This is a genomic window from Paraburkholderia sp. 31.1 (assembly GCF_014397645.1).
GTDB lineage: Bacteria > Pseudomonadota > Gammaproteobacteria > Burkholderiales > Burkholderiaceae > Paraburkholderia > Paraburkholderia tuberum.
This window is the reverse complement of sequence record NZ_VZQN01000020.1, coordinates 22,217-38,845: the sequence shown is the minus strand read 5'-3', so window position 1 is coordinate 38,845 and position 16,629 is coordinate 22,217. Positions and strand designations below refer to the sequence as shown.

At 64.1% G+C, this 16,629-nt stretch carries 15 protein-coding genes and 1 pseudogene; 8 read left to right on the top strand and 8 right to left on the bottom strand.

Annotation, left to right across the window (positions count from 1 at the left end):
* Window positions 1-17: 17 nt before the first annotated feature.
* Window positions 18-805: pseudogene (locus F6X37_RS17170) on the bottom strand (porin); the annotation flags it as partial.
* Between the two features lie 223 nt (window positions 806-1,028).
* Between F6X37_RS17170 and F6X37_RS17165 the strand changes: the two are divergent.
* On the top strand, window positions 1,029-1,385 hold the full coding sequence (locus tag F6X37_RS17165) for a transposase (RefSeq protein ID WP_187612161.1): 357 nt from the start codon (window positions 1,029-1,031) through the stop codon (window positions 1,383-1,385).
* A gap of 18 nt (window positions 1,386-1,403) precedes the next feature.
* Here F6X37_RS17165 and F6X37_RS17160 read toward each other — a convergent pair whose 3' ends face one another.
* On the bottom strand, window positions 1,404-2,210 hold the full coding sequence (locus F6X37_RS17160) for a Crp/Fnr family transcriptional regulator (RefSeq protein ID WP_410451375.1): 807 nt from the start codon (window positions 2,208-2,210) through the stop codon (window positions 1,404-1,406).
* Window positions 2,211-2,325: 115 nt separating this feature from the next.
* On the opposite strand from F6X37_RS17160, the gene F6X37_RS17155 reads away from it, so the two are divergent.
* The gene (locus F6X37_RS17155) at window positions 2,326-3,960 is read left to right on the top strand and encodes an acyl-CoA synthetase (protein ID WP_187612159.1); all 1,635 of its coding nucleotides are present in this window, start codon (window positions 2,326-2,328) and stop codon (window positions 3,958-3,960) included.
* 81 nt (window positions 3,961-4,041) lie between these two features.
* On the opposite strand, the gene F6X37_RS17150 is transcribed toward F6X37_RS17155, so the two are convergent.
* Window positions 4,042-4,680, bottom strand: coding sequence for a LysE family translocator (locus F6X37_RS17150; RefSeq protein ID WP_184057444.1), 639 nt, complete (start codon window positions 4,678-4,680; stop codon window positions 4,042-4,044).
* A 489-nt stretch (window positions 4,681-5,169) separates the two neighbouring features.
* On the opposite strand from F6X37_RS17150, the gene F6X37_RS17145 reads away from it, so the two are divergent.
* Window positions 5,170-5,436, top strand: a complete 267-nt coding sequence (locus tag F6X37_RS17145) for an H-NS family nucleoid-associated regulatory protein (protein WP_187612158.1) — start codon at window positions 5,170-5,172, stop codon at window positions 5,434-5,436.
* Between the two features lie 96 nt (window positions 5,437-5,532).
* On the opposite strand, the gene pcaG is transcribed toward F6X37_RS17145, so the two are convergent.
* Window positions 5,533-6,120, bottom strand: coding sequence for a protocatechuate 3,4-dioxygenase subunit alpha (pcaG, locus tag F6X37_RS17140; RefSeq protein ID WP_187612157.1), 588 nt, complete (start codon window positions 6,118-6,120; stop codon window positions 5,533-5,535).
* A 3-nt stretch (window positions 6,121-6,123) separates the two neighbouring features.
* Entirely contained in the window at window positions 6,124-6,828 is a 705-nt protein-coding gene (gene pcaH, locus F6X37_RS17135; RefSeq protein WP_187612156.1) for a protocatechuate 3,4-dioxygenase subunit beta, read from the bottom strand.
* 112 nt (window positions 6,829-6,940) lie between these two features.
* Between pcaH and pcaQ the strand changes: the two genes are divergently transcribed.
* The gene (gene pcaQ, locus F6X37_RS17130) at window positions 6,941-7,894 is read left to right on the top strand and encodes a pca operon transcription factor PcaQ (RefSeq protein WP_090808443.1); all 954 of its coding nucleotides are present in this window, start codon (window positions 6,941-6,943) and stop codon (window positions 7,892-7,894) included.
* 162 nt (window positions 7,895-8,056) lie between these two features.
* The gene (locus tag F6X37_RS17125; protein WP_187612155.1) at window positions 8,057-9,184 is read left to right on the top strand and encodes a 4-hydroxyphenylpyruvate dioxygenase family protein; all 1,128 of its coding nucleotides are present in this window, start codon (window positions 8,057-8,059) and stop codon (window positions 9,182-9,184) included.
* A 57-nt stretch (window positions 9,185-9,241) separates the two neighbouring features.
* On the opposite strand, the gene F6X37_RS17120 is transcribed toward F6X37_RS17125, so the two are convergent.
* Window positions 9,242-10,174, bottom strand: coding sequence for a LysR substrate-binding domain-containing protein (locus F6X37_RS17120; RefSeq protein WP_187612154.1), 933 nt, complete (start codon window positions 10,172-10,174; stop codon window positions 9,242-9,244).
* A 125-nt stretch (window positions 10,175-10,299) separates the two neighbouring features.
* Here F6X37_RS17120 and F6X37_RS17115 point away from each other — a divergent pair, with 125 nt between their 5' ends.
* Entirely contained in the window at window positions 10,300-11,337 is a 1,038-nt protein-coding gene (locus F6X37_RS17115; protein ID WP_187612153.1) for a DUF1338 domain-containing protein, read from the top strand.
* A 63-nt stretch (window positions 11,338-11,400) separates the two neighbouring features.
* The gene (locus tag F6X37_RS17110; protein ID WP_187612208.1) at window positions 11,401-14,373 is read left to right on the top strand and encodes an FAD-binding and (Fe-S)-binding domain-containing protein; all 2,973 of its coding nucleotides are present in this window, start codon (window positions 11,401-11,403) and stop codon (window positions 14,371-14,373) included.
* Between the two features lie 17 nt (window positions 14,374-14,390).
* Here F6X37_RS17110 and F6X37_RS17105 read toward each other — a convergent pair whose 3' ends face one another.
* Together F6X37_RS17105 and F6X37_RS17100 are read right to left on the bottom strand one after the other, a co-directional pair.
* Complete coding sequence (locus tag F6X37_RS17105) at window positions 14,391-15,026, bottom strand: helix-turn-helix domain-containing protein (RefSeq protein WP_090808454.1); 636 nt, start codon at window positions 15,024-15,026, stop codon at window positions 14,391-14,393.
* 198 nt (window positions 15,027-15,224) lie between these two features.
* Window positions 15,225-16,046: an oxaloacetate decarboxylase gene (locus F6X37_RS17100; protein WP_187612152.1), complete on the bottom strand. Its 822-nt coding sequence runs from the start codon at window positions 16,044-16,046 to the stop codon at window positions 15,225-15,227.
* A gap of 261 nt (window positions 16,047-16,307) precedes the next feature.
* Between F6X37_RS17100 and F6X37_RS17095 the strand changes: the two genes are divergently transcribed.
* A complete protein-coding gene (locus tag F6X37_RS17095) occupies window positions 16,308-16,619 on the top strand; it encodes a DUF4148 domain-containing protein (protein ID WP_187612151.1) in 312 nt (103 codons plus the stop codon).
* Window positions 16,620-16,629 lie beyond the last annotated feature (10 nt).

The window sequence follows — 16,629 nt, the reverse complement described above, 5'->3', positions numbered from 1 at the left end:
CGCTTCGACAGCGCGTACTCGGCCAGTGCGACGAACGTGTAGCGATAGCCACTGCCGAGCTGACCAGCGCCGATCGCCGCGTTCGACATGTGGTCGTAGTACCCGGCGCCAGTCAGCGTCAGCGCGCGCGTGGCCTGCCACCTGACGCCGGCGAACGGTCCGTTGTCGATGCGGCCCGAGCCCTTGACGATATCGACGCCCGGCATGAGCGTCTGCTGCGCGAGCGCGCTGTCGACGAAGCCGGTGTCGTCCTTCGAATGCAGATAGCCGACGTACAGCTTCGTCGAGCTGAACGCATAGACCGCGTTCGCGTTGAAGATGGTCTGCTTGTGATTGCTGTTGTCGCTGTTCTGCTGCACGCCGGCCGCGACCGACAGCGGACCCGCCGCGTACGACAGCGTGAAGCCGTACATGTTGCCCGCGCCGAGATGGCCTGGCACCTGGCCCGAGAAGCCGCCGTCGCCGGTCGATTCCGAGTTCGTGCCGAATGAGTACATCGCGGCCACCGTCAGGCCTTTGAACGTGCCCGTGTACCTGATCGCGTTATCGGCGTAAAGCCCCGCGCCGAGCGCGCCAGGCAGCCAGGAGTTCTCGTTGTAGTTGCCGACCGTGAGCGGGTCGTAGGTGTCGCCGAGCAGAGGTCTTCCGAGCCGCGCAGACCCCAGCGGCTGTTGGTGATCGCGCCGTTCGTCATGTACAGACGATTGTCGTTTTTGGCGTTCGAGTTCGTCAGATAGCGCACGCTGACGTCGGCGACGCCATACAGCGTGATCGAGCTTTGTGCCGAAGCTTGTTCGGACGTCACGGCAAGGGCGGCGCCGCCGGGCGCGCCGATGATAGATCACCGTCCATGCCGCGCCATCGCCGCTCTCGCGCAATGACCTATTGCCATTTTTGACAATCGCGCCGTTCCTGTGACAAAAGTTGACCTTCTCCCAGGCAAGCTTCGAGTAGTCTCGAGCGAATTGACGTATCGACACGACTTTCGGAGCGACGCCAGCACGCGTTTTACGCGCGCGCTTTCACGCATGAATAGTCCATCTTCCGAATCCATCGAGACCTCGCCAGTCGTTCAGGAGCTGACCGACGAGCAATGGCAGCGGGTCGCGCCGCTGTTACCTGAAACCTTGCATGATGACGGCCCGCGCCGTGGTCGTCCGCCGATCGAAATTCGCCACGTGCTCAATAGCGTGATGTGGGTGCTGCACGCGCGCACGCCGTGGAGCGCAATGCCCGAGCACTACGTCCCGTACCAGACCGCGCATCGCTACTATCTGCGCTGGAAAAAAACGGGCGTGTTGAGCGCGATCATGCTCGCGCTGTTCAAGACCGACGACGCTCTCGAAACGCGCGCGACGCGCAAGGGCGGCGTGCGCGCCGGGTAGCGAGCGCCAGTTGCGTCGCTAGATCTGTTCCCGCCCGTACGCGGCCAGCCGCTCGAGATCGAGCACCTCGATCCGGTTATACGACAGTCGCAAAATCCGCAGCTTCTCGAGGTTCTGCAGCGCCTGATTGATGCGCTGCCGCGACACTCCCGCGAGCAGACCGACTTCTTCCTGTGAAATCGCCAGTGGGCGACCCGTGTCCGGATACAGATCCGGATTGAACAGCTGCGCGAGCGATTGCGCGACGCGTGCGTCCACGTCGAGCAGCCGGGTGTTCTGGATCGACGCGATGAATTCCCCCATCCGGTTGTTCAATTGCCGGATCACGAAGCCCGTGAACGGCAGACTCGATTCGAGCAACGCATGGAAGGTCGCGGACGGCACGAACATCACGAGCGACGGCTGGATCGCGGCCACGTCGTATTTGCGCAATTCGCGCTTGATCACGCTGCCTTCGCCGAACCAGCCGCCCGGCGGCACGCCCGACAGCGTGCAGCTGCGGCCCGACGCGTTGTAGATAGCGAGCTTGATGAGCCCCGAGTGCACGCCGATCCAATAGTCGGACGGTTGCTGGCGGCGGGCGATCCACGCACCGCCTTCAAAGTGCTCGGCGTGTGCGCTGGCGAGTACCATCGCCTGATGATCGGCGGCGAGCGCGCGAAACCACGCGCACGCGACGAACAGTCGCGCGAGGTCGGCGGGCGCGACCCGTTGGGGCGGCCGGGTGTCGGCGCGGTCAGTCAGCGGAGCGTCGGTCATCGGCGATAAGCGGTTTGGGAGCGCTGCCGGCTGAGCCAGGTCAAGGCGGGGCGTCAGTGGCGCCACTCTGTCATTTGAATGACAGACAGTTCATGACGACAATTGCTAGGCTAGGCCCTGGTTCATTCACAGAACACGGTCAACAATCGGCGGCGCGGCTCGCGCCTCAGGAGACGAAGCAATGACACAGCAAATGTTCGACGAAGGCCTCGGGCGGCGCGAGGCCAATTATGTCCCGTTGACGCCGATCGATTTCCTCGTGCGCGCAGCGCAAGTGTATGGCGAGCGGCTCGCGATCGTCCATGGGGAGATCCGCCGCAACTGGCGCGAGACCTATGAGCGTGCGCGGCGGCTCGCGAGCGCGCTGCACGAGGCCGGCATCTGCCGCGGCGACACGGTCGCCGCGCTGCTGCCGAACATCCCGTCGATGGTCGAGGCGCACTTCGGCGTGCCGATGGCCGGCGCCGTGCTGAATACACTGAACACGCGGCTCGACGTCGCGACGCTGCTGTTCATGCTGCGCCACGGTGAGGCGAAGGCGCTGATCGTCGACACCGAATACGGCGAGTTCGCGCATCGCGCGGCGCTAGAATTCCCGGAGCTCCGCGTGATCAGCGTGGCCGACGCGCAGCCCGCCGACGCCGCGCAGTTCATTCGCGCGACAGACTACGAGCAGTTCCTGCAAACCGGCGACCCTTCCTTCGAGTGGACTCCGCCCGCGGACGAATGGGACGCGATCGCGCTGAACTACACATCGGGCACGACCGGTGACCCGAAGGGCGTCGTCTACCATCACCGTGGCGCGTATCTGAACGCGCTGAGCAACATCCTCGAATGGGACATGCCGAAGCACGCGGTCTATCTGTGGACGCTGCCGTTGTTCCACTGCAACGGCTGGTGCTTTCCGTGGACGGTGGCCGCCCGCGCGGGCGTCAACGTCTGTCTGCGCAAGTTCGACGCGAAGATCGTGTTCGAATTGATTCGTCGCGAACACATCACGCATTACTGCGGAGCGCCGATCGTACAGAGTTCGCTCGTGAATGCGCCGGCCGAATGGCGCGGGGGCATCACGCATCGCGTGTCGACGATGGTCGCGGGCGCCGCGCCGCCGCCCGCGGTGATCGCGAAGATGAAGCAGATCGGCTTCGATCTGACGCACGTGTACGGGCTCACCGAAACCTACGGGCCGGCGGCTGTCTGCGCAAAGCAGGACGAATGGGACGCGCTCGACGATCAAATCCGCGCCGACCTGACCGCGCGCCAGGGCGTGCGTTATCACCTGCAGGCGGCGGTCGCGGTGCTCGATGCGGACACGCTCGCGCCGGTGCCGGACGACGGCGAAACGATCGGCGAGATCATGTTTCGCGGCAACATCTGCATGAAGGGCTATCTGAAGAACGAGCGCGCGACCGAAGCGGCTTTCAAAGGCGGCTGGTTCCATACCGGCGATCTCGGCGTGCGCTCGGCCGACGGCTATATCCGCATCCGCGACCGCAGCAAGGACATTATCATTTCCGGCGGAGAGAACATTTCGAGCATCGAGGTCGAGGACACGCTGTACCGGCATCCCGCGGTGTCGGTGGCGGCGGTGGTCGCGATGGCCGATCCGAAGTGGGGCGAGGTGCCGTGCGCGTTCATCGAGTTGAAGGAAGGCGCGCAGGCGACCGAGGAGGAAATCATCGCGCACTGCCGGCTGTTTCTGGCCGGCTACAAGTTGCCGAAGGCGGTGCGCTTTGGCGAGTTGCCCAAGACGTCGACGGGGAAGATCCAGAAGTTCGAGTTGCGCGCGCGGATCAAGGCGGAGGGAAAAGGGTAACGCGCCGCGATTACCGCTGATTCAGGGCGGCGCGAGTGGCGCGCATCGAGTCACGACGGTGCGCGCCGCTTCGGGTTGCCGTCAAATTCCCACCTTGTGCGCGTTAAAAATCAGCCGCAGGCCCAGCGCGGTCACCGCGCTCGCGGCGATGCGATCGATCCACCCCTTCCAGCGCAGATAGATTTCGCGCGGCCGTTGGCTCGAAAAGCACAGTGCGACGATCGTGTACCAGCCCGCCTCGATCGCGAAGATCGCCGGCGGCAGCGCGAAATAGCACCACACCGGCGGATGCTGCGGCAGCAGCGCAGCGAAGATACTGCCGTAATAGACAGCCGTTTTCGGATTGCTGAGCTGCGTGCTCAAGCCGATCCAGAACGACTTGCGCGGATTGCCGCCGCTGCCGGTTCGCGTTTCGCTGAACGCGAGCGGCTTCGCGGCGCCGCGCCAGATTTTCGACGCCAGATAGACCAGGTAGACGCCGCCGGCCACTTTCAGCCCGACGTAGAGCCATTCGACCGTCGCGAGCAGCGTATAGAGCCCGAGCAGCGCGATGCCGCTAAAAAACACACCGCCGATACCCATGCCGAGCGCTGTCGCGAGACCGTCGCCGCGCGACAGACCGATCGCATTGCGCGCGACGATGACGAAGCTGGGCCCCGGACTCATCGCGCCCAATAGCAGCGCGGCGAGGATCGTGAGGATGGCGGTCGAGGCGGGCATGGTCGTGTCTCCTGATGTCGGGCCGATGCCAGATGTTCTGGCGAATACAGAGTCTCGCATTGTCCGCCAGTCGCGCAGCGGAAGCCACGAATACCGAAAACTCGGAAGTCGCGCAATCAGTGAAATTAGAAAAAGTTCTTTGCTGCGGCCCAAATACATCGAATGCTAGAATGACTTTCCATACGCGGAAGCTCCCTCGTCACGACGAGGCGACGCACGACGCGAAACACGGGCGCAATTCGAGCCACGCCGATTTTTCGAGTAGCCGATTCGCTTGATTCCAGCGCTTCAACTCAGGCGCTTTACTTCAGGCGCTTTAATTCAGGATCTGACAGGCATCTCTTGCAAACGCGGGTTTTCACGCATTTGCATGGATCGCGTGAATTCGTCGAATTGCTTCCATTCAAATTGAATTACGCACGAGCCTCGCGTTGCTATGCGAGTTGCCCGTTTGTCTAATGCCAGCAAGAGCTGCGACACCAATACGTTATGAAACAACGAGAAGGACAACAACGCCTGTTCGAACGCGACGAGAGCCTGCGCGAGCGCATGATCGCGTGGATCCGCCGACGCATGGACGACCACGGCATCACATTCGAAGCGCTGGCCGAATCGCTCGAAGCCGATGCGAACGCCGTGGCCGCGGTGCTGTATCGCGACGCATTCGGTAACACGTGGGACGGTCGCGGCGATAAACCGGCATGGCTCGCGCGCGCGATTCACGCCGGACAAAGCATCGATCATTTCCGCTGCTGAACGCGCGCAGGCGCACCGCGAAACGCCCGCGCGAAAAAAAGCCCGCGCAAGGCGGGCTCGATCTTTACTGCTCGGAGTCTCGCGACGAATCGCGCATCACAGGTCGAAAAACACGGTTTCCTGATCGCCCTGCATGTGGATGTCGAAGCGATACAGGTTGGCCGTACCGGCAACGCGGCGCGCGATCAGCGTATTACGGCGCTCGGCCGGCACCGACGCCAGCACGGTGTCCTGCTCGTTCGCCTGCGCTTCGTCCTCGAAATAGATGCGCGTGAACGTGTGCAGTAGCATGCCGCGCATCGTCAGGATTACGTCGATGTGCGGCGCTTCGTCGGGATTCGCGCGGCCCGGCTTCACCGTCTCGACGATGAAACGCTTGTGCGGATCCGTGCCCGTACCGACGCGCGCAAAGCCGTGAAAGCCGGTCTTCAAAATTTCTTCGCGCGATTCCGGATAGTGGCCGTTCGAGTCGACTTGCGACATCTCGATCATCGCGTCGCCGATCACCTTGCCGTCGCCGTCGAACACCTGACCGACGATCGTGATGTGCTCGCCGGCCGCTTCCATGCCGGCCAGAACGTTCGTGAACAGGCTCTTGAAGTCGAAATCGTATTGCTGCGGGCAAAGACCGTAGGCGAAGTACGGACCAACGGTTTGCGAAGGCGTTTGCTTGAGAGTCGTCATGGCTTAGCGCTCCATCGGGGTTTCGTTCGGGCCGCGCAGCACGATGTCGAAATCGTAGCCGAGCGCGTAGGCCTCTTGCGTGGTGTCGAGCGAGAACTTCGAGACCATGCGCTCACGGGCGTGCTCGGGCGTGCCCTGGTAGATCGGGTCGAATGCGAGCAGCGGATCGCCGGGAAAGTACATCTGCGTGACGAGACGCGAGCCGAAGTGGTCGCCGAACAGCGAGAAATGGATGTGCTGCGGACGCCAGGCGTTCGGATGGTTGCCCCACGGATACGCGCCCGGCTTGATGGTCATGAAGCGGTAACGGCCTTCGTTGTCGGTGATGCAGCGGCCCGCGCCGAGGAAGTTCGGGTCGAGCGGCGCGTCGTGCTGGTCGGCCTTGTGCACATAGCGGCCGGCGGCGTTCGCTTGCCAGACTTCCACCAGCGTGTTGCGCACCGGGCGGCCGCCTTCGTCGAGCACACGGCCCGTCACGATGATGCGCTCGCCGAGCGGTTCGCCATTGCGCACCGCGTTGCGGGTCAGGTCGCTGTCGAGCGGGTCGAGGTCGTCGGTGCCGTAGACCGGCACGTGCTGGTCGCGCAGTCGTTCCTTCAGCGGAATCAGCGGACGCGACGGACCGCGTTTGACCGACGAACCGTACGGCGGATAGATGTACTCGGGATGGGACGCGAAATCTCGCGGCGAAAGAATTGAATCTTCCATGAGGTGTCTCCGTTGGAGGAATCGGGGGGATGCGACGTTATGACTCGCACTTTATACAAAGCGTGCGGTTATGAAAAATGACGTTTTTGCCCGTTTCGTATAACCTTCCGTTATGCAACGCAGTCTCGCGGATAGCCGCGTCAAATTCCGTCATCTCCAGTGCTTTCTGGCCGTCGCGCAGTTCGGCAGCGTCCAGCGGGCGGCGGACAGTTTGTCCATCACGCAGCCGGCGGTATCGAAGACGGTCGCTGAGCTGGAGACCATTCTCGGCGTGAAGCTGTTCGAGCGCGGCCGTCACGGCGCAGTGCCGACGCGCGAGGGGCAGCTTTTCATGCCGCACGCGAGCGCCTGCGTGAGCGCGCTGCGCCAGGGCGTCGATCTGCTTGCGCGGGCCGAGGGCGCGGCCGCCGCGACGCTCGAAGTCGGTGTGCTGCCCACTGTCGCCGCGGTGCTGGTACCGCCCGTGCTGAGACAGTTCGCGACGCAGTGGCCGCGCGTGATCGTGCGCCTCGCGACCGGCGCAAATCCGGAATTGCTCGAACGCCTGAAAGCGGGGTCGATCGAATTCGCGATCGGCCGCCTCGCGGACCCGGAGCGGATGGTCGGCCTGAGTTTCGAGCAACTGTTTACCGAGCCGCTGATCGCGGTCGTGCGCGCCGGGCATCCGCTGGCGCAAGGGAAGGCCTTGCCCGCCACGTCGCTGGAGGAATTTCCGATCGTGCTGCCGCCGTTCGGCACGCTGATCCGCCAATCGGCCGAGAGCCTGCTCGGCGCGTGGGGCGTGCCGCCGTTGTCGGCGTTCGTCGAGGTGTTGTCGGTATCCACGGGGCGCGCGCTGACGCTCGAAAACGGCGCGGTGTGGTTCGTGCCGCAAAGCGCGGTCGAATACGAACTCGCGCACGGCATGCTGGTGCGCCTGCCGCTGCCGTTTGCGGGCACCGGCGAGCCGGTGGGGCTGATTCGTCGCTCGGATACGCAGCCGTCGACGGTGGGACGCGCGTTCATCGAGGCGGTGCGCGAGGTCGCGCGGGGCAGACGGTTGCGAACGCCCCGCGACCCGGTGTAAAAACACGGTGCGAAAGCCGCCACAGACCGTTGTTCCTGCGGCACGCCGCGTGCGCGCCACGAGCGAGCACGCACCACGCAGCCCCTCGCGAACGACCGGAACACTTCGCGCCGAACCCGGAAAGACCGGCCCCGCGTCGAAAGACCGTACAAGGAGATTGCCATGCCCAGCGACTTGCCCACTCCAGAGGCCGCGCAGCGCGCCGTATTGGCGCCGCAGCACAATCCGCTCGGCACGGCCGGCCTCGAGTTCGTCGAGTTCGCCGCGCGCGATCCGCAGGCGCTCGGCGAGACCTTCACGCGGCTCGGCTTCAAGGCGATCGCGCGTCATATCAGCAAGGATGTGACGCTGTATCGCCAGGGCGAGATGAATTTCCTGATCAACGCGGAGCCCGATTCGTTCGCAGCGCGCTACGCGGAAGAATACGGGGTCGGCATCTGCGCGATCGGGATTCGCGTCGCCGACGCACAGCGCGCGTTCGAACGCGCGGTGGAACTCGGCGCGTGGGCGTTCGAAGGCGAACGCCTCGGTGCCGGCGAACTGCTGATTCCGGCCATTCAAGGCATCGGCGATTCGCACATCTATTTCGTCGATCGTTGGCGCGGGCGAGGCGGTCAGCGCGGCGGCCTCGGCGATATCTCGATCTTCGACATCGACTTCCGGCCCATCGAAATCGACACGGCCGCAGCCGATCTGAATCACGCGGGCAGCGGCCTGATCGCGGTCGACCATCTGACGCAGACCGTTGGCGAAGGCCGCATGCAGGAGTGGATCGACTTCTATCGCGACCTGCTGAATTTCCGCGAGATCCACGAGCTGCACGCCAACTGGCATGTGTCGGCGGAATCGCGCGTGATGGTGTCGCCGTGCGGCGCGATCCGCGTGCCGCTGTACGAGGAAGGCACGGGCCGGACCAACCTGATGCACGAGTATTTGCCCGATCATCCCGGCGAAGGCGTGCAGCACATCGCGCTCGCCACCGACGACATCTTCGCGTGCGTCGAGCGTCTGCTCGCGAACGGCGTCGAATTCGTCGAGCCGCCGCCGCGCTACTACGAGCAGCTCGATGCACGTTTGCCGGGCCACGGGCTCGATGTCGAGCGACTGCGGCACACGCATGTGCTCGTAGATGGCGAGATCGGCGCGGACGGCGTGCCGCTGCTGTTTTTCCAGACCTTCGTGCGCCGCCGCGCCGGCGAGATTTTCTTCGAGATCGTGCAACGTCAGGGACATCATGGCTTCGGCGAAGGCAATCTCGCCGCATTGGCCCAGGCGCGCACCGGCAGCTGAACACTGCGCGTAGTCGCGTGCGTGATTGGATCACTCACGCATGCGGCTTTCGTCGCGTCACGCCCCCTCGGGCCTCTCCACCAACTCCGGATAAATCGCGCCGTATGCGGCGGCCTCGCGCAGCAGCCACTCGCGGAAACTCGCGAGCGGCTTGCCGTGACTCAACTCGGTCGGATAGACAAGGTAGTACGCCGCCTCGGCGAGCGCGGGTGTGTCGAACGGAATCACGAGACCGAACTGCTGCAACTGCGTGTCGACGAAAAAGCGCGGCACCAGCGCGATGCCGAGTCCGGCCGCGGCAGCGCTGATCAGCATCGTGTGCAGTTCGTAGCGCACGCCCTGCATCGTATGGTTTTCGTCGACGCCGAGATTCGAGAACCAGTTCGCCCAGCCGTCGGGTCGCGTCGTCGAATGCAGCAGCGGATAGTTGAGCAATTCGGCGACGTTGCGGACCGGCCGCTTCAGCAGACTCGCTGCGCAGACCGGCACCACTTCCTCGCGGAACAGAAAATCGGCCGACGTACCCGGCCACGTCGGCTTGCCGTAATGAATTGCCGCTTCGAAATGCGTCTCGGCGAACGGGAACGTCGCGGTACGCACGCCCATGTTCACGCGCACCTCGGGGTATTGTTCATTGAATGTGGCCATGCGCGGAATCAGCCATTGCGATGCGAACGTCGGCAATACCGCGAGTTCCAGATAACCGCCGCCGCTGCCGTGCGCGATGATCGACAGCGTGTCGCGATCGAGGTGTTCGAGCGAGCGTCGCACCTGCGCGCTGTAGACCTTGCCCGCGCGCGTCAGCACCACGCGTTGCTTGACGCGCACGAACAGCCGCACGCCGAGATTGCTTTCGAGCGTATTGATCTGTCGCGACACCGCGCTTTCGGTGAGGAACAGTTCGCGCGCCGCATGCGTGAAGCTCTGGTGCCGCGCGGCGGCTTCGAACGCGAGCAGCGCGCCCATGTTGGGAATCTTGAACTTTCGCACGTTAATTCCAAAAACGCATCAAGTGGCGAGTTTATCTCGCTTTACGGGGGCGCAGCGCATTTTGAATAATCTCGCCCGTTATGAGGCGCTCGTGCAGCGCTCAACGTATAGCGTGGAGAAGCCGGATGCGAAACCTGAAGAATGCGAACGTCGAACAACTGCTGGTGAAGCTGCTGGGCGCGCAGAAAGCCGCGCGCCTGTTTGCGACGCTGAATCATCCGCGTGTGTTGAACGAGTGGGAAAGCGGCAGCGTCACGCGCGCCGAACTCGCACAGGCGATGAACATGGCGCTGTTCGACGATCTGCTCGCGCGCTCGGAAAACGGCCGCCGCTATACGGAGGAAACCGTCGCCGCCGACGGCAGCGTGTACTTCGATCATGGCGCGCTGCGCACCGTGCGCTGGCCGCACAGCGGCGCGCTGCCGCCCGGCGAGGCCGCGTTCGCGCGCATCCTGCGGCCGCTCGGCTTTCGGATCAACGGCCGTTACCCGCTCGATCGTCTCGGCATGACCGGCCGCGCGTGGGCGCATGAGGACGCCGCCGACGAGATCGCGCAGTTCTTCGTCAGCGAACTGCACCCGGAGCGTTTTTCCGCGGCGTTCCAGCAGGCGGTGACGAACGTGATCGGTGGCTCGCGCGATCCGTTGACGCCGCGCGCCCATGGCTTCTTGTGGGAACTCGAACGCGATGGCCTGCTGCCGCTCGATGCGGCGCAGGAGTTGCTACCGGTGATCGTTGGTGCGTTCGCGCGTCAGCACGAGATGCCACGCGAAGCCGATTACGAAGTATTGTTGAAGGAATCGGCGGAGATGGCGTGGATCGCGACCGAAGGTAACGCGTTCAATCACGCGACCGATCGCGTCGCGGACGTCTTCAAGCTGTCGGACGAACAGAAGGCGAAGGATCGGCCGATGAAGCCCGAAGTCGAACATTCGCGTTCCGGGCGCGTGTTCCAGACCGCGTATCGCGCGGATGTCGTGCAGCGTGAATTTCGCGCGGCCGACGGCAGCGTCGTCACGCGCGACGTGCCGGGCTCGTTCTACGAATTCATTACGCGCAAGCGCAGTTTCGATCAGGACGCGCGCCGCTGGGAAACGGACCTGCGTTTCGACGCGGGCAACGCACAGGGTATCTTCCGGATGACCGCGAGCCAGGCGGCCTGAGCGCTTACGGCAGCTCGAGCGCCGGCATCGCAGACGAGGTGCGCAGTGGGGACGTCATTGTCATTGGATGAAGAGCGGCGGGTTGGCGCGCAGCGGGGCGCTTTGCATGAACCGCGTGTCGCCACGCCTTTCTCGGCCCGCGCGGAGCTATTGCAGGCGCTCGAAAGCGACCTGCGCCAGCACGTGCGCGGCGAGGTGCGATTCGATCAGGGTTCCAAAGCATTGTACGCATCGGATGCGTCGAACTATCGGCAAGTCCCGCTCGGTGTCGTGGTGCCGGCCGATATCGACGATCTGCTCGCAACGCTCGCCGCATGCCGTCGCAACGACGTGCCGTTTCTCGCGCGCGGTGGCGGCACGTCGCAGAACGGCCAATGCGTGAACGTCGCGGTCGTGGCCGATGCGAGCAAGTATCTGAACCGCGTCGTCTCGATCGATCCGCGTGCGGGCGTCGCGGTCGTCGAGCCGGGCGTGGTGTGCGACTCCTTGCGCGATGCCGCCGAACAGCACGGCCTCACGTTCGCGCCCGATCCCGCCACGCATAGCCGCTGCACGCTCGGCGGCATGATCGCGAACAACTCGTGCGGCGCGCATTCGGTGATGGCCGGTAAGACCGTCGAGAACATCGAAGCGCTCGAAATCGCGACCTTCGACGGCGCGCGTTTCTGGGTCGGCCCGACCTCCGGGGAAGAACTCGAACGCATCATCGCGGCGGGTGGCCGACAAGGCGAAATCTACGCGGCGCTCAAGCAACTGCGCGACACCTACGCCGAACGGATTCGCGCGAAATTCCCGCAGATCAAACGGCGCGTGTCGGGCTTCAATCTCGATCAACTGCTGCCGGAAAACGGCTTCAACGTCGCGCGTGCGCTCGTCGGCAGCGAAGGCACGTGCGCGGTCACGTTGCAGGCGAAAGTGAGGCTCGTGAAGAGTCCGGCCAGGCGCGTGATCGTCGTGGTCGGCTTCACCGACATCTATACGGCGGCGGACGCAGTGCCGCATTTCATGCGCTGCGGGCCGATCGCAGTCGAGGGACTCGACCGCGCGATCATTCGCGGCTTGCAGGCGCGCGGCCTGAAGAAGGACGAGATCGCACTGCTGCCCGAAGGCGATGCGTGGGTCGTGCTCGAATTCGGTGCGCACACGCAGGACGAGGTGCTGCAACAGGCACGCGACGCCGCCGCGTATTTCCAATCGGGCGCGGCTGGGCCGCAAATCTCGACGACGCTCGTCGAAGATCGCGCCTTGCAGGCGAAAGTGTGGTCGATTCGCGAGACGGGGGCGTCGGCGGTCGCGTTGTCAGTGGATCGCGACAAGCCCGATCCGGTGGTCGGCTGGGAAGACGCGGCGGTCGATCCGCTGCGGCTCGGCGATTATCTGCGCGCCTTTCAGGCGCTCGTCGATCGCCATGGCTACGAGACGAGCCTGTACGGCCATTTCGGCGACGGCTGCGTGCACGCGCGCATCACGTTCGATCTGCGCAGCGCGGAAGGTATCGCGACGTGGCGCGGGTTCTTGCGCGAAGCGGCGGAACTGGTGGTCGAATTCGGCGGCTCGCTGTCGGGCGAACACGGCGATGGCCAGGCGAAGGCCGAGTTTCTGCCGATCATGTACGGCCCCGAGCTGATTCAGGCGATGGAGCAGTTCAAGGCGATCTGGGACCCGGCGAATCGTCTGAATCCGGGCAAAGTCGTGCATGCATACCGCGCCGACGAAAACCTGCGCATGGGCCCTGCGTACAAGCCGGTGACGCTGCATACGAGGCTCGCGTTCGCGAGCCAGGAAGGCGACGGCTTTCAGCGTGCGATCGAACGCTGCATCGGCATGGGCAAATGCCGCTCGCTCGAAGGCGGCACGATGTGTCCGAGCTATCGCGGCACGCGCGAGGAAAAGTACTCGACCCGCGGGCGCGCGCATCTGTTCTGGGAAATGCTGCAAGGCGACGTGATCGCCGACGGCTGGAACAGCCGCGAAGTGAAAGAAGCGCTCGATACCTGCCTCGCATGCAAGGGCTGCAAGTCCGATTGCCCGACGCATACGGACATGGCGTCGTACAAGGCGGAGTTCCTTTCCCACTACTACGAGAACAATCGTCGGCCGCGTCAGGCGCTGTTCATGGGGCGGATCGGCGAATGGGCACCGTGGGCCGCGCGTTTTCCGCGCGCGACGAACTTTCTGACGACGGCGCCCGGTTTGTCCGCGCTCGGCAAATGGATCGCGGGTGTGGCGCAGACGCGTGCGTTGCCGCGGTTCGCCGCTGCAACTTATCGACGGAGTGCGTCGTCGCAAGCATCCGCGATTCATGCGCTCGGCGGCGACGCAAAGAAGGTGATCCTGTGGGTCGATACATTCAACGACCACTTCACGCCCGAGATCGCGCAGGCCGCCGCTGATGTGCTCACGCAACTCGGCTGGCACGTCGTATTGCCGAAGAAACGTTTGTGTTGCGGGCGTCCGCTGTACGACTTCGGCCTGCTCGAACGCGCGCGCGAGCTGCTCACGCATATCGTCGACGTCCTCGCGGACGACATCGCCGCCGGCGTGCCGCTGGTCGGTCTGGAGCCTGGCTGTCTATCGGTGTTCAAGGACGAGTTGCTGAAGCAACTCCCCGATCATGCGTTGGCGAAGAAGCTGTCCGCGCAAACATATCTGTTTGCCGATTTCGTCGCGCGTCAGCCGTTCGAGTGGCCGACGCTCGCGGCCGATGTGATCGTGCATGGCCATTGTCATCAGAAGGCGCTATTCGGCATGCAGGGCGACACGGCGTTGCTGAACAAGCTCGGCGTCAGATGGAAGCTGCTCGATACCGGCTGCTGCGGGATGGCGGGATCGTTCGGCTTCAACATCGAGCATCACGCGTTGTCGGAAAAGATCGGCGAGGACATGTTTGAGGCCGTGCGCGACGCTATCGCGGCGAATGCGGAAACGATCGTGCTGACCAACGGCTTCAGTTGTCGCGAGCAGATCGAGCACGGCACAGGGCGACACGCACTGCATATCGCGCAACTCGCGCAACGGGCGCTGGCGGCGCGCTGAGTGCAGGGCGCGCTATTTTATTTCTTCGCTGACTCGTTCGCGGCAGGCGGTGTATGCGGAAGGTCCGCATTGGTCGCCATCCACAACACTTCGGCGTCTTCTTCGCTGGTCGACACCGCCGCATGACCCGTGCGGCTGTCGAAGTAGAGGCTGTCGCCCGTGTTCAGATGTGTCGGCGCGTACAGCTCCGAATAGAGGCACACGCTGCCGCTGATCACGTAGAGAAACTCCTCGCCTTCGTGGCGGCCCCAGTCGTCGAATGCATCGAGCGTGTGCGCCGAGATGCGGATGCGAAACGGCAGCATCGCCTTGTGGGCCAGGTCGGTGGCGAGCAACTCCATCTGATAGCCGCGATAAGCGTGGCGCTGGCCTTCGTTCTTGCGGGTCAGCGCGCGCCGGCCGCTCGCGCTGACTTTCGGCGTCGAGCCGAACAGTTCGCCAATTTCGATCTTCAGGCCCAGCACGATTTTTTGCAGCACGTCGAACGTGGGGGACATCAGGCCGTTTTCGACCTTCGACAGCGTCGAGCGCGAGACACCGCACAGGCGGCTCGCGGTTTCGAGCGTCAGATCCTGCGCTTGACGGGCGGCGCGCACGCGCCGGCCGAGATCGGTGGAGGACGTGTCGGCGGATTTGGTGAGGTGGGTGTCCATGAGGCTTGCTGCTGGTCGAGTATGCGCTTGATCGGGCGAATAATGTTTCCGATCATAACATTTGGCGTGGCCGGGGCCTTTGTGCGCCGATTCAGGCGTTCGTGCGCTTTTCTCATCGGAAACGTCGTGGCTTTTCCGATGAGTTCGACGCAGCGTGGCGATCTCAAGTTGATGAGGCGTCCTTTGCGCGGCGTTTTTTTACGCGCTGCGATTGAAAAGCTCATTGAGCTGCGTGCCCGCCGTCGCGCCGGTGAAGTCGAAGCGGCCATCGGCCAGCGCCTGAGCGGCGTGCATGAAGCCACCCCACGCCGCGCGCGCGAGCCCGCCGCCGACGCTGATCCGCCGCACGCCGAGCGCGGCCACGTCCTGCAACGTCAGGGTCGATGTCGAGCCGATCAGCAGATTGACGGGCTTCGGCGCGACGGCCGCGACCACCGCTTCGATCTGCTCGCGCGTCTGGATGCCGGGCGCATACAGGCAGTCGGCGCCCGCCGCCGCATAGGCCTTCAGACGCGCAATGGCGTCGTCGAGATCGGGCCTGCCGGCGAAGAAATTCTCCGCGCGGCCGACGAGCAGCGTGTCGCCGCCGTTCTGATCGATCGCACGTCGCGCCGCGCTGAGCCGCTGCACGGCGACGTCGACCGGAAACAGCGGCGCGGCGGGGTTGCCGGTCGAGTCCTCGATCGACAGACCCGCGACGCCCGTTTCCACCGCGAGCGTCACGCTCTCGGCGACTTCTTCCGGGTCGCGGCCGAAGCCGTTTTCGAAGTCGGCGTTGACCGGCAGATCGGTCGCGTCGACGATTGCGCGCAGGTGCGCGAGGATCGTTTCGCGCGGCAACGTATTGTCCGCATGTCCGGTCGACCACGCGAAACCGGAACTCGTCGTCGCGAGCGCCTTGAAGCCGAGTGTATGCAGATAACGGGCGCTGCCCGCGTCCCACGGATTGGGCAGCACGAAACAGCCAGACGAGTGCAGCGCGCGGAAAGCGGCGCGTTTTTCAGCGGCGGTGCGGGGCATCGCATGTCTCCTTGGTGTGAGGGAGCGGCTCCCTCGTTGAGGGGAAAACGCCGGGCCAACTGTTGCGCAGGCGAATCGGCATTCACCAGGGGAAAGTCTATGTCCGTATCGAAACCGTGGTTGATGAAATGGGTGGCGACTTTCACAGACGTTTCCAATAATTCAAAATGACGACAGGCGAACAAGCCGGTTCAGAGATGCGAAGGGCCGCGTGGGAAGACGGCATTCGCGACGAGGTCATTTCCCCAAAGGAGGCACAACATGAACATCACGACCCGGACGCGGTCGATCTCTGCCGTGTTGGTGCTCACGCTCGTTGGCTGCGCCGCGGGCGGTGGGAATGGCGGCGCGCAAACGCATCTGAGTGCAACGCAATGCCGCGATCTGACCGACCTCAGGAACAAGGCACCGGCCACGCACCAGCGGAGCATGAGCGAACTGACAGCGTTGCGGCAAGCGGGCTACCACCCTGAACGACGCTTTGATCCTGACTATCCGGCGAGTCTCGAGCGCGCGCAGAGGCAGGTGGACATCTGGTATCAGGCGGAATGCCCGCAGGCACGGGCTGGGTGAATCTGCCGCG